Source organism: Paenibacillus sp. IHB B 3415 (genome assembly GCF_000802655.2).
In the GTDB taxonomy this organism is placed as follows: domain Bacteria; phylum Bacillota; class Bacilli; order Paenibacillales; family Paenibacillaceae; genus Paenibacillus_AQ; species Paenibacillus_AQ phytohabitans.
Genome location: NZ_JUEI01000022.1, coordinates 18,259 through 30,410, shown reverse-complemented (window position 1 = coordinate 30,410; position 12,152 = coordinate 18,259). Strand labels below are relative to the sequence as shown.

The window sequence follows — 12,152 nt, the reverse complement described above, 5'->3', positions numbered from 1 at the left end:
ATAATCTCCTTATATGATACTGCATTATATCTTCCTGCTCAGACTTACTGTAAATTCGGGCTCGGTCTGGTAGGCCATATAAGCGACTGTACCGTCAAATGCCAGATAAGCTTCATAACGGGTGCGGATAGCGGGGCTGGTAATCATCTCAAGCACTTTATCCCGGTTGACCCAACAGCTCTCCGATGTTTCATCCGATGTTGCTAATGCCCCGCCGATTGGCCGGCACACATAGTCCAGCATCACTTTGGTCGGAACATCGGTTACACCGTCATGCCCTTTGTACATCCCCGTATTGGAATACACGCCGATCAGCCGGTCAACAACAGTGAGGATGCCACTTTCCTCCTGTATTTCACGGGTTAGCGCATCCATCAGATTCTCACCTGCCTCCACCTGCCCGCCGGGGAACTTCCAGCCGCCCTTAAACGTTTTTACCAGTAAAATTTCTCCCAGTTCATTCTTTACAATCCCGCCCACCGCAACAATATGAGTAGGCATAAACATGGCAATCACTCCGTTCAATGGTATGATTATTGCGCACCAAATTACACTTGCTCAATAGATCTGCTTTCATTGGCATTTCCGCTCAGCTGCTTGATATATTCAGTTACTATCGCGATTAGCGTGGGATATATCCCCGGATACGTAACCGTTTCCGGTATTTCTCTGAATCTGCAAATCTCCTCCATTTCATATGGGGGCAAGGGGCCGAACTTATCTACAGCTGCAAAGTACAGCATCCCGTAGCTCGCGGGGACTTCTTCTCTGCTAACCGAATATACGCATATAGGGTATAACTTGTACGCCTCTGCGCCCGTTTCCTCATACAGCTCCCTCGCGGCAGCTTCATCAGGACTCTCTCCTGCTTCAATATGTCCCCCGGCAAATTCCCATGTGGACCGCTCGCGGTGCCGCACCAGAACCCAGTCCTCACCCTGCTTCATGACAATCACAACATATTTCAGACCCGCCCCGGACTCAGGCCATTCGGATTCATGCAAAGTTACGATCATTAGAAGAACTCCTTCGGCTTCATTATGTATAATGGAATGATTGAGAGATATTCCCAGACAACCGCCATCATTATATTATAAAATCTTTACCGTGTCGCTCAACTTTTTCGCTGCAAAAAAAGCCCCGCTCACATTCAGCGGGACCTGCAACCTAACTTATTATCTGCCACCAGTAAAGGGATTAATCTCACCTGTCAAATCACGGCCGGTCTTCTTCTCTTCCGCCGAGATCCGCTTCCCCAGAGCAGCATAGCACTACCTCCTATTTATTTCCAATAAATAACATATGTCATCCAGCCTATTTCTTCGTTATAAAAAATTCTTGCCATTCCCTCACATCGTATGGTATTATAAATTTCGTTGCAGGACGGTAGCTCAGCGGGAGAGCACTATCTTGACAGGGTAGGGGTCATGGGTTCGAACCCCATCCGTCCTATACTGCACTACCTGACAAAACCCTTATTTTATAAGGGTTTTGTCTTTTTTAGATTATAGCATCCCTTCAACTTTCTTGAGATGGGGGCGGATTGGGGACGAGATTTTTTTGCCACCAAAAAAACGGCTACCCTATTTACAACTTGGGCAGCCGTTTCGTTTATTTAGATATTTCAAGTTCGTATATCTTATCCGGGGTAATTACTTTTACTTTCGCTGGAAGCGTAATATTCATGAAAAAGAGCGTACTTCTTTACTTTATGTTTTAAGTATTTTTTTGTTATTGGTTTATCGTATGTTATGGTATACGTTTTAATCTTCTGATTGCGAGCGAAGGTCCAGATGATAACCGGCCAAATGTGGTTTGCTTGATTCAAGTCTTTACAGAGTTTATAGTATAACCCAAAAACAAGCCCGCCGACCAGTTAAGGTTGACGGGATTTTGAGGATAGTATAGAGTCCTATATACTATATTCCAAATAGCAATGACTCATTTAACCCATGAGATCTTCCTGAAATTAACGAATCCTCTTGGTCTACAAAATAAAACTGTTGAATGTCTAGTTCATATTTGATTTCATTAAGGACACTCTTTAAACCAGGAACCCACAACAAGGTATCTTGACGTATGTAATTCAAAATTAATTCGTAGCTATGCTCAAACTTTTGAATATTTGGGCTATTATCCTTTTTCAGTACTGTGCGTACCTTTTCTGCTAATTCCATGTAATCAGCATCAATATGCTCTTGTCTACTAATAGCTACTGGTTTTAATTTTGACCATGCGTAGGCTCCGCCAGCTACCACTTCTTCGGACCCTTCTACATATTCAATGCTTGAATCATCATTAATAAAATCATTAATCCGTTCCTCTAAATCTTTGAAAGCTTGAACGAGCGTTATTATTTTTTTCATAAAGAAACCTCCTAACAAATAGCCTGTTTAATTTCTCATTTAGCTATTATAGTCTTTTACTTTTGCAATCCAGTATATCGCATTTTGAAACACAAATTCAATTAAGAAAAATTTACTAAATTCACATCATTATCACTGACTATCGGTTTGAAAAATAGCACAGGTAGGTATTGTATAAGTAAGACTTATGAAGGAGTTGCCTATGTATGAAACCAATCGAGATTCACTCTATTTTAGAAACGGCTAACCCTTTACTTTTTCATCTAATAAGTGGTGAAAATTACTCCGGTACATTTATTAAAGACGAGCAAACTGGATACATACAATTAATTGGAACTAGCATATCATTTCCTATCTGGGCGATTAAACGTATACAGAAAACCCCATAAAATAAACCCGCCGGGCCAATGCCTGACGGGTTTATTTTATGTATACTCAAAATTCAAATCGTTCCCGAACGAACCTGGCGCCGGATATATTAATTAATTCTGATATATATCCTTCCACGATGATCCCATAAAGCCTTCATTATCCGTCTTCCATTCGGTCTACATCCTGAATTGTAATTTTGAGTGAACTGATAACCTTTTCCTTTGGATACCCCTTCTGTCTCTTGCTTAACAAAACAGATGCTGCTACTGCTGATACAACTATTAGTACATCTAAGATGACTACAAACTCCAGCAATATTATCCCCCCTACAAAAATCGAGCCTGCGATTATATCCACGCGGCCTTTAATTTTGCTTCTGGATTATACTGTTGGTTCTTCTGAACCATGTAATATAAATATAATAGATCTTAAAAAATATTCGCGTGACAATAATTAAAACTTTTTTAACGCAAATGCCCCCTTCCTGGGAGAGTATGGTTCTTCCGTATAATTCATATAGAACATTATATTAGTATAGAGTGGAATTCGTGCGGAGTTACTACGGATAATTGGGATTCGGTTATACCGTTAGCCTCCATGCCCCGGCGTCTGCATTCTTCGGGGTCTTTGTCGATCAGATCATAATCATCTATCATCGTGTTGTTGTCATTTAGCATATTCCTACCTCCCGGGGTTCATGGTTGAAGCACATAGGTCCTTCCACCAATGATTAGTTTGATTGCGATACCTTCATCTTCTTCCGCGATTCGGACTCGCTTATAGTTTGGTTTATCTACCTTGACTTCCACTGGTTCAGCTTTGATCTTCCACACTTCCCGCGCTACCTCCATGGGGTTCCCTGACCTTCTGCCAGCCCAGCCCGTTCAGGTTCACCTTTCCACCCAAATTTACTTTGATCACCTTCGGCGTCCCTCCCGGCTGTTGCGGCTGCTGAAGATCACTCCGTCCCGGCTTACGCTGTATCCTGGATAGTTTGGTATGGGTTTTGTCTCCATTAGGTAGCCTACATTCAAATGTGTATTTGATAGTTCTCTACCAATCCTTTACAATCGAGTTGTGAGGGCTTGCCCCATCTTTCTCTTCGACCTCTCCCCTACACTAAAAATTGGGAGAGGTATTTTATTTAAGAGGTGAATTTATGAACGGAAATAAAGTTATCCTTATTCTTCTTGCCATCTCAATACTGGGTGTAATCCTTTTCTTCGGAATAACTTATATATTATTATGGTATATCATTAGTAATTAATAGCTAACACTAACCGGCCCCCTGCGCTAGGATTATCTGGTCGCGTCTCGATGGCCTTCGGCCTGACCAACAACTTCTCCTGAAATAAACTCCTTCACCCTGTTCAGTTCACTTTTCTCTATAATGACTCGGTCTTGCATATCCGCAGCATGGAAACTAATAATTCCATTGGTAAAATCTCTTGCCATTTCAGCAAGTTCATCGGGACTCTCCGCCGAACTATCCTAACTTTCTTGTTCTGCCCAGTCGGTCACGTCCTCTTTTCTGATCGTGAATTGTATCTCCTTGCTGGTTGCGATCTGCGGAAGTTTCTGGTGACAGCATGTGCAATATGCTCTTTTCGTGACATAATTGACGATGATTTTGCTCAATCTAGGGCAGCCAACAGCTCCTTAGTAACCTGCTATTAAAATGTTCCAGTCTATTAATCCGTGTTTGGTTGCTATCTCTTTTAGCTGCTCCGGTGTGGGTGAGGAAACTTTTCATGTTCGCTCATGGTTGTGCTCCTTCCCAACTCCAGAGTGATAGATCTGATTACGATACAATTAGACTCTACATTGTCCGAAACCATTCCCTCCGTTGAATTATTATTATTACTTATTTGTGTCATAACGCTTAGCACCTATCTTAAATGGGCTCTCGCCTAGCTCTTTAATTAGGCGTTTGCATAGCATGAGGTATAACCATTCGGGAGGTAACAAAGTGCTGAATAATCAAATGTATCCAATGCATCAACAGATGCCGCAAGCAATCATGGTCTATCCAATTGACCCCTATGTCGTTGAAACCTTAATGTCTGTAAAAGGTAAGCAGGTGGTACTTGAAACCACTCGCGGCGGGATTAGCGGCTGTTTGATGGATGTAAAGCCAGACCACGTTGTATTGGATACCAGAGGCAGAAAATTCTTTGTACGCATCTGTGAGATCGTTTGGATCATGCCAGAGTAAATGGCAGTTCATGAGAGAGAGTTGCGAAAGCAGCTCTTTTTTTTTGCCTTTTACACCTGAGCCCCGAGAAGCTTACTTGCTGCAGCCCAAAAGCTTGCATACAAATATCGAATTGGTCTTTATCCTCCCCTCCCTGCATGTTGGCATATGTGATAGGGATACCCAGATCAGTAGAGTAAGCAGTATTATTATGCTTCTTCTCTTTTTCATATTCTTTTTTCCGATGCTGTAGATTTAAATGGACTAGAAAAGACTCTAAAATAACTGCATCTGTCATTTCGTTGTTGTATAGATCGGTCCGTTCCGTGGGGTAGAACTTGGGACCTCCACGATTCGTCCTCCTCTACGTATGTCGTATCCTTATAGGATCAATAGCCTCTGCCTCCTTCATTGCGAAAATCCACCTATTATCGTATTGTTTATTTAAAGGAGTGATAGTTGTGCGTATAGCCTTTTGGATTGTATTTGCCTTTGTTGGTATTTTGATCTTTGGGATAGTTGGCGGCTTAATTGGCCGTAAGAAACGGAAGTAATTAATAGGGGCTATAACAGCCCCTATTAAATCTATATAATGATTGCCACCATGCGGATGAATTGATTCGAGCTATTGCATAACATAACAGCCAGCTCCATTCCCGTACTCGCCTCGCCGCCCCCGCGAAGTTATCAACAATGATCTGTGATCATCTCCTCTATTAAACGTCTCTGTGTAGCCGCATGAGTGTAGAAACGCTCATTCTTCATGCCCTTTAAGTTCCATCCACACTTAGGGTAAATCGCTCTGATCGCCTATCGTAACCACCTCCTGGACATAGAAAAAGGCCACCTTTTAAAAGCAGTGACCTTTAAATTTCTGAAATTATTTTATTTCATATAAAACAAAACGCGCATATTGCCAGCCGCGGGAGTGTGTTCTTTAAAAGTGGCTCCGCACAGGTCTGATGTACTTAAAATGCCGTTCCGGATTAAAATAAAAGTAAATCATTCTACCGGGGGAAGTATCAAATGAGTAACCCGTGCCTGCAAAATCAAAAGTTGCCATTACCCGTTCAATCTTTTCCTCCACACTACGATTCTCCTGCTCATAATCGAATGGCCCATGTTCAAATACAATATACTCTGCTTCAGCAACATCAGTCATAAGCATTTGTGGTGGTACTTCGCCTTTATAATCCAAAGGAAGCCGTACACCATAACACTCTGTACGCGGAATACCCCAATCGCACAGTCTGCCGTCCGGGTCATTAATGTACGCCATAATCTGACCGCTGCCCCCATTAGGTTCACTCCCGCCATCGTCATCCAATTTGCCCTTGATACTATCGAGTAAGCCGCAGATGGTTTCGTAGTCCTGTCCCTGAATAAGATTTTGCTTTTGCCAAAAATCCCAATACCCATTACTCTCATAGTTTTTAATGTGCAAAAATTTGTGAGCGGGAATGGTAACAAAATAAATTTTTACATCATCTGTAGATTTAATCATCCCAATCTCCCCCAATCCTAAAAAGTAGCGGTCAAAAGGGTTTAATTTTGTACGAAGAACGACTGGCTTAGGATTTTTCCGGAAATCACTTGGAGTTACAGCATAGGTTCCCTTAAAGGCTCTGGTAAACGCTTCATGTGATGAAAAGCCATAATTAAAGGCAATATCTAAAAGGCTTTTTTCACTATCCCGAACTTCTTTTAGCGCAAAGGCTAGATTTCTATTCCGCAGATAATCCCTAAATTGCATACCCGAGATTTCCTTAAATTTTCTCGTAGTATGAAATTCGGAATAACCCAGCCTGCGGGAAAGATTGCGTAGTGTCAAAGCTTCATCATTATAATTTTTAATACATATGTCTATTTCATCAACGATGATTTGAATTTGTTTCTGCCACTCGTACATTCGTCATTTCACCCCGTTTCAATCACCCTACATTTATTTTAAAGATAAAGGAAGATCCTTACTTGATTTTACTTGCTGTTATTTCATTTCTCTCTTTTTAAGTTAAATGTATGTAATCATCAGGAACTAAGTCCAATATATACTTGCGGATTTACAATATATTAACGTATACCGATGAAATGGAGTGATGATAAATGGCGACAATTATTAGTTATGGTTCAGAGGCAAAAATCCCGTTAGACCCGTTCAATACTGCTGTAACGGTTGCGGGGATTCCTGGAGCAGGCGCGGCTCTAGCCACAGCGCAAGTAAATATTAGTCCTGCTAATCCTGCCTCTTTCTCCAGTAGAGTCGAGTTAAATGGCAGTTTTAGTCTTACTGCACTTGCTAATAGTCAATTTTTTGTTATTATCCGGCGTGCCGGGGTCGATATTTATAGATCCTTTTTTCGTTTTACTACAAACACTGATATCCAATTAAATGTTCTGTGGGTTGATGGTCCTTATCTTGGAATCCACAACTATGAATTGATCATCCAAAATGATAGTATCTTGCCTATAAATCTTTTTGGGCCTATAGCATTCACAGCAACAGCTATTGGAGGAGAAGGCGTAATTTAAAAAATTGAAAAAAGCCCTGCGGACCATTACTGGCGGCAGGGCTTTTAACACTGCTCCCGGACCGCACGCCAGCTCACTTCCATTTCTCCGCAACATTTTCCTCGCCTTCATAGTAGTCCACCCGCTCTTCCGCCATATAGATTTCCTCGTACGGCAGAATGTTGATCTTTCCGGAATCCGGATATTCGCAAATATCGATCCCCAGGTTCGTACGTAAATCCAAGTACCTGCAAGGCTCGGAGGTATGATTAAATAATTGATGCGCCCCTTCCGGCCCCGTTTCAAAAAAAACCGTATCACCTTCCTGCACTTCCTGAAACCCTGCTGGCGTTCTAAGTGTAGCCCGGCCTGATAGAATCACAAATACCTCTTCAACACTTCTATGGAAATGATATGGGTACGAATACTTCCCTGGATCAAGCGACCTGATCTCAAAAAGCAATTGCTTCGCCCCTGCCATCTCCGCCAGCTTCCTGCTTGTATGCCAGGCGAATTCAGGAACCGGGGATTGTCTTTGTTCAAACGAAACGTTCTTGTCATTGAAAATAGTAGCCATCCTTGTCCCCCCCTAGTTGTAAGTGATATTGTTATACCAATCGCCGCCAGTAGTATGAATAGCATTTATTCATATTTGTTATATTATACCATCTACCCTGCTACAAACTCTAATATTCAGCAATAAGCAATATACAGCAGTTTACTCCGAGAGGACCTATCTAATGAACATCAAAAGAAATGAAGCCATCATATATCTGACTCTAAAATATATCGAGCAGGAAGAAGAGCCTGAATTCCGGGAATTAGGCACTAGTAAGAAAGCTTTCTACGCTGCCCTGGAAGAGATACATAAAGCAGATTGGGCTACTAATATTACTTTTAAACGGGGCGGTTTACTAAATCGCATAAAGTTGGCCGTTGTTACCGGTAGCAGGCTAACTCAATCCGGCCGTTACTTCATCACAGACTTCGAGCGTAAAGTTTCCAGTGAGGATAGCCATCCCAATATATAAATCAAAAAGAAGAGGTGTTCCTGAATGACGGGTAGTGAAATGAATCCTAAAGTGGATTTTTTCTTTAATAAAGCAAGCCAATGGAAGGAAGAATACGGGAAACTCCGGGCGGTTCTGCTTGGATGTCAGCTGACAGAGGAATTGAAGTGGGGGGTTCCTTGTTATACGTTTCAAGGCGGGAATATCGCTCTAATCCACGGATTCAAAGAATATTGTGCGATTATGTTCGTCAAAGGCTCCTTGCTGCCTGATCCCCAGGGCATTCTGATTCAACAAACCAAGAATGTGTAGGCCGGGCGCCAGATCCGGTTCACTACTATTCAAGAAATAGCCGATAGGGAAGCTACTATTAAAGACTATATCTATACTGCCATAGAGGTTGAAACCGCTGGTCTGGAAGTGGACTATAAGAAGGATACGGAGTATGAGATTCCTGAAGAGTTTCAAACAAAGCTCGATGAGAATCCGGATTTGCAAGCAGCCTTTGAAGCCCTAACCCCCGGACGGAAAAGACAATATATCACTTATTTCACGGACCCCAAACAATCCAAAACCCGTACAGCACGGGTTGAGAAATATACGCCGCATATTTTGAACGGCAAGGGATTGAGTGATTAGGGGCTCAGCTTAAAATAGGAATCTGTTTACCTTTGGGCAGATGGGACGGGCCTTCCTACAATTATATAAACGGCAGAGTTATCTGGGGTACCGATATTGGCATTCTGGCATGAATGGCTTTATATCCGGAGGTTGACATTGTACAACGCTTGGAATTATTTATGGCCGATCCGAAATAGGCCAATTTATAGGTGGAGTCCACCATTTTGACTTTGTCCAGATTCGCTAAGACCCCCCGGTCCAAACGCAAAAAGTTTAAGCCCGCCTTCTCGAAGGCAGCTTCCCAAAATCTTAAATTCCCGACAGTAAAATATTGTGCCGCTTCAGTTTGAACGGAGATCAACAAGCGATTGTCGAATTGCATATAAAGTATATCCTCGACTGGTAGTTGTTGTATTCCTGCACCGTGCTGATCCTCAGTAACTGTTAAATAAATCATAACATTCCTCCATCTCTTTCTTCTCCCCTCATCCAGTGCCATTCATTTATCATTGTGTATAATCACTTTTTATTAATGATCGGAGATTTATAGCAGAAGCCTTGTTCCAATGACTAAATAAATATTTTTGTCAACGATTTTTCAGCGGTTGAGTTAATCCTATTTAATCTCATATTTCATTGCATGACAACAAACTTTCGTCTAGACGAAAAGTTGAAGACTTTTATCATAATTAGACTGCATTCGACATGCAGATTATGTTATAATGCAATACTCCATAAAAAAAGAACCGCTGCAGTGCGGTTCTTTTTGGTGTTATGCAAGAAGATGAGATTTATAGGGCATTTGTATCATATCTGCTATCTGATCAAACCTGATATTCGTCAGTGTACAACGTTTAGATTTCTTGGTTGGTTCGGATTCAAAATAAGCATTATGCTTGATCTCATCCAAATATCGGATACGATCTATATTCACAACGTTTGTCCGATCAACCGAAATGAATCTATGACCGTTTGCCACTAAAGCAGTTTGCCAGAATACTAGAGTACCCATGAGATAAAATTCATCCTCTACAGTATGCACTACCACGCGATTAATTTTCTTAATATAGGCCATGAATGCAATATCGCTGATAGGCAGTTGAACCAGACCGGCAGTGCCATCGACATCCCGCGTTACTGATAATATCTCCATGATCCTCATCTCCAGTTACTTCAATAATTCTTCGGGAGCATCAGCGCCATAAACAAAGAATACACTCGCAGGTGAAACAGTAATTACAGCCAATAAAGCCAAAGCGGAAGAAATTAGGTTCCATTTGTTCTTTTTCATTTATTCTTCACCCCCTTCCAAGGAATTAATAGCAGGGTTTGTACCAAAAAACTAGCAGCTACTACGGGTGATCCCAAGAAAAAGTTCACAGAAACCAAGATCATGGATAGAACCTTGAGTACCGGATAATATTTCTGAGGAATTCGTGACTGCTTTTGTATATCCGTTGGCGCAAACGCTGCAGCCAGGATAAAACTCAAAGCTGTTATTTTCCAAGTTAGACTTCCCGTCATTTCAACATGTGAAACCAGCAGCACCATCGCAGTAGTAACGATTACGCACCAAGTCCCTGATCGTAGATGTAACCCGCCCGAGACCATTCGCAGCGCAGCAAAGGAAATTAGTACGGCCAAAGTTTCATAAAGATGCTCCGTAACAATCCCAAGCACCAAGGTCAGCACTAAAATCGAAAATGTATTGATCAGAATGGCGAGCGAGTGTTTAAGCACAGCAAGCGTTGCAGGATGTTCAGGCGCTCTTTGTTTGATTCCCCGGGCCATTTTGTCAGCCATTAGCTCAATCATAGGTCCTTCTCCTTAGCTATTGCATATTTTAAGAAAAAGAGAAGCGAAATTGCCAGCACAATGATGACATTCAGGATTTGATTCAAATACAGTACTAGAGCAACAGTGGTCATGAATACGGAAATTGTCAAAATAATCATTATTTTTTCATATTTCAGGCGGAATCTCTCGAAATCATAAGAAAATCCATAACCGTAACGGTATAAAAACCAGGATAGCGGCAAACCAATTACAGCAGTGCTTATTTGCAGTGCATATCCATTCGCAACTGATGCGTCCACCGCATTAATTGAGCCAAAGAGCACAATGGCCAACACGGTCTGGATAAATCCGAATACAACCAATCCTGCACTTGCAATCGTTAACGAGCCTAGCAGTGAAACTCTAACAATTGTAGAAAACAGGAATGTGATAAACAAAATGTTGATAAGAGGAACCAGATAAGAAAGAGATAATTCATTCCGCAGAACAAAACTTTGTAAATTCATCAGCGTCACAACGACCAGGATCTGCCACGCATAATCCGATGTTTTGAACCTGAAGATGGACATACAGAGAGCGCACCAAGCGAACGCCTCCAGATTAGAGAACACCATAAACCCGACTGGTTCCCACGACAAAATACAACACCGCCTGACATTATTTTCATTCAACAGCTTAATTATATAACTGCTTCCGATATTGAGTATACTACTTATTTTCGGGCTTCCGCACTAGATTGCAGAGTATGTGTATTTAGCAAGCTGGGACTCCGCATAAGTCTGATGCATTATAATTCTCCCCTGCATTCTATATAGAGAACCTTAATAGAAAGGGGTAGATTAGCATGGCGACTCGTCAGCCGGATTTGGTGTTGATCAATTGGAGCCGGAACCCGTTAGTGCCCGGATCTGCACGCAGAATTACCGCCAGCCGGGTTATCGGAAATGCCGAACCCTGCTTGCCCAGCTTAAGAACCAACGGACTGCTTAGCACGGCCTTAGCCTGTCTGCAGGATAACGACATCGGTTTCAGAATCGTGTTCCGCAAAAAAACCTCAAGCATCAGCGGATATTTGTTACTCCAGCGTAATTGACCGGATTTCAGGGGTCTGGCTAATTGCCAGGCTCTTTTATTTTGCAACTTCTCTGAGAGGACGAACGTAACAAGTGAAGGGAATCCAGGCGTATTACCGCCTTTCTCTGGTCCACGCGGGATTAATATTGGGGGATTGTATGGTAAAATACACTAATATAAACAGAACATCCGCCGGTCTTTCCTGACCAT

16 protein-coding genes, 1 tRNA gene and 1 pseudogene are annotated in these 12,152 nt (G+C 42.0%); 7 read left to right on the top strand and 11 right to left on the bottom strand.

Going from position 1 to position 12,152, the window contains the following annotated elements; genetic code table 11:
* Nucleotides 1-24: 24 nt before the first annotated feature.
* Together QW71_RS11970 and QW71_RS11965 are read right to left on the bottom strand one after the other, a co-directional pair.
* The gene (locus tag QW71_RS11970; protein WP_039297887.1) at nucleotides 25-507 is read right to left on the bottom strand and encodes an NUDIX hydrolase; all 483 of its coding nucleotides are present in this window, start codon (nucleotides 505-507) and stop codon (nucleotides 25-27) included.
* A gap of 41 nt (nucleotides 508-548) precedes the next feature.
* Nucleotides 549-1,016, bottom strand: a complete 468-nt coding sequence (locus tag QW71_RS11965; RefSeq protein ID WP_047013753.1) for an NUDIX domain-containing protein — start codon at nucleotides 1,014-1,016, stop codon at nucleotides 549-551.
* A 364-nt stretch (nucleotides 1,017-1,380) separates the two neighbouring features.
* Here QW71_RS11965 and QW71_RS11960 point away from each other — a divergent pair.
* Nucleotides 1,381-1,452, top strand: a tRNA-Val gene (locus QW71_RS11960).
* A gap of 467 nt (nucleotides 1,453-1,919) precedes the next feature.
* Here QW71_RS11960 and QW71_RS11955 read toward each other — a convergent pair.
* Nucleotides 1,920-2,366, bottom strand: a complete 447-nt coding sequence (locus QW71_RS11955) for a hypothetical protein (RefSeq protein WP_039297885.1) — start codon at nucleotides 2,364-2,366, stop codon at nucleotides 1,920-1,922.
* A gap of 206 nt (nucleotides 2,367-2,572) precedes the next feature.
* Between QW71_RS11955 and QW71_RS11950 the strand changes: the two genes are divergently transcribed.
* A complete protein-coding gene (locus tag QW71_RS11950) occupies nucleotides 2,573-2,755 on the top strand; it encodes a hypothetical protein (RefSeq protein WP_039297883.1) in 183 nt (60 codons plus the stop codon).
* 507 nt (nucleotides 2,756-3,262) lie between these two features.
* On the opposite strand, the gene QW71_RS40445 is transcribed toward QW71_RS11950, so the two are convergent.
* A complete protein-coding gene (locus QW71_RS40445) occupies nucleotides 3,263-3,415 on the bottom strand; it encodes a hypothetical protein (RefSeq protein WP_160311796.1) in 153 nt (50 codons plus the stop codon).
* 1,307 nt (nucleotides 3,416-4,722) lie between these two features.
* On the opposite strand from QW71_RS40445, the gene QW71_RS11945 reads away from it, so the two are divergent.
* A complete protein-coding gene (locus QW71_RS11945; RefSeq protein ID WP_231575419.1) occupies nucleotides 4,723-4,953 on the top strand; it encodes a YuzF family protein in 231 nt (76 codons plus the stop codon).
* Between the two features lie 916 nt (nucleotides 4,954-5,869).
* Here the strand turns inward: QW71_RS11945 and QW71_RS11935 are convergent.
* Entirely contained in the window at nucleotides 5,870-6,841 is a 972-nt protein-coding gene (locus QW71_RS11935) for a helix-turn-helix transcriptional regulator (protein ID WP_039297878.1), read from the bottom strand.
* Between the two features lie 194 nt (nucleotides 6,842-7,035).
* Here QW71_RS11935 and QW71_RS11930 point away from each other — a divergent pair, with 194 nt between their 5' ends.
* A complete protein-coding gene (locus tag QW71_RS11930) occupies nucleotides 7,036-7,461 on the top strand; it encodes a hypothetical protein (RefSeq protein WP_039297874.1) in 426 nt (141 codons plus the stop codon).
* A gap of 73 nt (nucleotides 7,462-7,534) precedes the next feature.
* Here QW71_RS11930 and QW71_RS11925 read toward each other — a convergent pair whose 3' ends face one another.
* The gene (locus QW71_RS11925; RefSeq protein ID WP_039297873.1) at nucleotides 7,535-8,017 is read right to left on the bottom strand and encodes a cupin domain-containing protein; all 483 of its coding nucleotides are present in this window, start codon (nucleotides 8,015-8,017) and stop codon (nucleotides 7,535-7,537) included.
* A 163-nt stretch (nucleotides 8,018-8,180) separates the two neighbouring features.
* Between QW71_RS11925 and QW71_RS11920 the strand changes: the two genes are divergently transcribed.
* Nucleotides 8,181-8,471, top strand: coding sequence for a hypothetical protein (locus tag QW71_RS11920; RefSeq protein WP_039297871.1), 291 nt, complete (start codon nucleotides 8,181-8,183; stop codon nucleotides 8,469-8,471).
* Nucleotides 8,472-8,495: 24 nt separating this feature from the next.
* A pseudogene (locus QW71_RS37065) lies at nucleotides 8,496-9,089 on the top strand (YdeI family protein).
* Nucleotides 9,090-9,150: 61 nt separating this feature from the next.
* Here QW71_RS37065 and QW71_RS11910 read toward each other — a convergent pair.
* The 5 genes from QW71_RS11910 to QW71_RS11895 all read right to left on the bottom strand — a co-directional run bounded on the left by QW71_RS11910 (nucleotide 9,151) and on the right by QW71_RS11895 (nucleotide 11,506).
* The gene (locus QW71_RS11910; RefSeq protein WP_039297868.1) at nucleotides 9,151-9,528 is read right to left on the bottom strand and encodes a LytTR family DNA-binding domain-containing protein; all 378 of its coding nucleotides are present in this window, start codon (nucleotides 9,526-9,528) and stop codon (nucleotides 9,151-9,153) included.
* Between the two features lie 315 nt (nucleotides 9,529-9,843).
* On the bottom strand, nucleotides 9,844-10,224 hold the full coding sequence (locus QW71_RS11905) for a LytTR family transcriptional regulator DNA-binding domain-containing protein (RefSeq protein WP_039297866.1): 381 nt from the start codon (nucleotides 10,222-10,224) through the stop codon (nucleotides 9,844-9,846).
* A 15-nt stretch (nucleotides 10,225-10,239) separates the two neighbouring features.
* A complete protein-coding gene (locus QW71_RS38930) occupies nucleotides 10,240-10,362 on the bottom strand; it encodes an AgrD family cyclic lactone autoinducer peptide (RefSeq protein ID WP_083442519.1) in 123 nt (40 codons plus the stop codon).
* On the bottom strand, nucleotides 10,359-10,886 hold the full coding sequence (locus tag QW71_RS11900) for an accessory gene regulator ArgB-like protein (protein ID WP_039297864.1): 528 nt from the start codon (nucleotides 10,884-10,886) through the stop codon (nucleotides 10,359-10,361). Before QW71_RS11900 ends, QW71_RS38930 begins: the two co-directional genes overlap by 4 nt.
* Nucleotides 10,883-11,506: a hypothetical protein gene (locus tag QW71_RS11895; RefSeq protein WP_152679745.1), complete on the bottom strand. Its 624-nt coding sequence runs from the start codon at nucleotides 11,504-11,506 to the stop codon at nucleotides 10,883-10,885. The genes QW71_RS11900 and QW71_RS11895 overlap by 4 nt, the downstream gene beginning before the upstream one ends.
* Nucleotides 11,507-11,712: 206 nt before the next feature.
* Between QW71_RS11895 and QW71_RS38925 the strand changes: the two genes are divergently transcribed.
* A complete protein-coding gene (locus tag QW71_RS38925; RefSeq protein WP_076245358.1) occupies nucleotides 11,713-11,961 on the top strand; it encodes a hypothetical protein in 249 nt (82 codons plus the stop codon).
* Nucleotides 11,962-12,152: the final 191 nt, after the last annotated feature.

What these genes read in the sequence shown, in the direction of transcription:
- QW71_RS11925 (WP_039297873.1), bottom strand. Translation starts at nt 8,017, where the DNA reads ATGGCTACTATTTTCAATGACAAGAACGTTTCGTTTGAACAAAGACAA.
- QW71_RS11905 (WP_039297866.1), bottom strand. Translation starts at nt 10,224, where the DNA reads ATGGAGATATTATCAGTAACGCGGGATGTCGATGGCACTGCCGGTCTG.
- QW71_RS11945 (WP_231575419.1), top strand. Translation starts at nt 4,723, where the DNA reads ATGTATCCAATGCATCAACAGATGCCGCAAGCAATCATGGTCTATCCA.
- QW71_RS11910 (WP_039297868.1), bottom strand. Translation starts at nt 9,528, where the DNA reads ATGATTTATTTAACAGTTACTGAGGATCAGCACGGTGCAGGAATACAA.
- QW71_RS11930 (WP_039297874.1), top strand. Translation starts at nt 7,036, where the DNA reads ATGGCGACAATTATTAGTTATGGTTCAGAGGCAAAAATCCCGTTAGAC.
- QW71_RS38930 (WP_083442519.1), bottom strand. Translation starts at nt 10,362, where the DNA reads ATGAAAAAGAACAAATGGAACCTAATTTCTTCCGCTTTGGCTTTATTG.
- QW71_RS11965 (WP_047013753.1), bottom strand. Translation starts at nt 1,016, where the DNA reads ATGATCGTAACTTTGCATGAATCCGAATGGCCTGAGTCCGGGGCGGGT.
- QW71_RS11920 (WP_039297871.1), top strand. Translation starts at nt 8,181, where the DNA reads ATGAACATCAAAAGAAATGAAGCCATCATATATCTGACTCTAAAATAT.
- QW71_RS38925 (WP_076245358.1), top strand. Translation starts at nt 11,713, where the DNA reads ATGGCGACTCGTCAGCCGGATTTGGTGTTGATCAATTGGAGCCGGAAC.
- QW71_RS11900 (WP_039297864.1), bottom strand. Translation starts at nt 10,886, where the DNA reads ATGATTGAGCTAATGGCTGACAAAATGGCCCGGGGAATCAAACAAAGA.
- QW71_RS11955 (WP_039297885.1), bottom strand. Translation starts at nt 2,366, where the DNA reads ATGAAAAAAATAATAACGCTCGTTCAAGCTTTCAAAGATTTAGAGGAA.
- QW71_RS11935 (WP_039297878.1), bottom strand. Translation starts at nt 6,841, where the DNA reads ATGTACGAGTGGCAGAAACAAATTCAAATCATCGTTGATGAAATAGAC.
- QW71_RS11950 (WP_039297883.1), top strand. Translation starts at nt 2,573, where the DNA reads ATGAAACCAATCGAGATTCACTCTATTTTAGAAACGGCTAACCCTTTA.
- QW71_RS40445 (WP_160311796.1), bottom strand. Translation starts at nt 3,415, where the DNA reads ATGCTAAATGACAACAACACGATGATAGATGATTATGATCTGATCGAC.
- QW71_RS11970 (WP_039297887.1), bottom strand. Translation starts at nt 507, where the DNA reads ATGTTTATGCCTACTCATATTGTTGCGGTGGGCGGGATTGTAAAGAAT.